This is a genomic window from Elstera litoralis (assembly GCF_000963705.1).
In the GTDB taxonomy this organism is placed as follows: Bacteria; Pseudomonadota; Alphaproteobacteria; order Elsterales; family Elsteraceae; genus Elstera; species Elstera litoralis.
In genome coordinates this window covers 1-650 of the sequence record NZ_LAJY01000976.1, presented here as the reverse complement: position 1 = coordinate 650, position 650 = coordinate 1, and the positions used below count along the sequence as shown (strand labels likewise).

2 protein-coding genes are annotated in these 650 nt (G+C 51.2%); both read left to right on the top strand.

Annotated elements, in window-relative coordinates; genetic code table 11:
• On the top strand, nt 1-264 hold a 264-nt coding region (locus VZ95_RS21030), incomplete at its 5' end, for an inner membrane-spanning protein YciB (RefSeq protein ID WP_045777608.1).
• 174 nt (nt 265-438) lie between these two features.
• The coding region (locus VZ95_RS21025; protein ID WP_045777607.1) for an STAS domain-containing protein at nt 439-650 on the top strand (212 nt) is incomplete at its 3' end.

Below are 650 nucleotides of genomic sequence, written 5' to 3'. Positions count from 1 at the left end.
GGCCGCCAACCCTTGCGCGTCGTCTTCGGGCCGATGATGTCCCTTCAGGAACAGGGCTGGACATTGTTAACCTGGCGCTGGGCCATCTTCTTTGTCTTCCTCGCAGGCCTCAATGAAATTGCTTGGCGGGTTTTGACGACCGATCAATGGGTTACACTGAAGACTTTCGGTTTCATTCCAATTGTTATGCTGTTCGCGTTAACGCAGGCCCCTCTCATGACTCGCTATAAACTCGCGGAAGAGGCTGAATCTCCTAGAAGTTAAGGGCTTTTTTGCCTTAAATTGTGGGCAGTTGCTAAGTTTGGTTGCCTTCCGAGGCGAAAAAGCGCACAACATGAAGGGGCAGGCGCTATCCATGCGAAAGCAAGGGGTATGACCTGCTGGGGACAGTGTGTCGGCAGCGCGTAAAACTGCCGAAATGACTCATTCGAGGACCCGATGCAATATACAGTCGATATCAAAGACAATAGCGCGAAGATTAAGATCACAGGTCGGCTGACCTTTAAGTTTCATCGGGAGTACAAAGAATTCCTGGATGAGCTTTTGAAGAACAAAGTCGGCTCCTACGAGTTCGACCTGAGCGGCGTTGAGTTTATCGACTCCGCCGGTCTTGGCATGCTGCTGATTGCCAAGCAGAAGGCCCAGGTTTT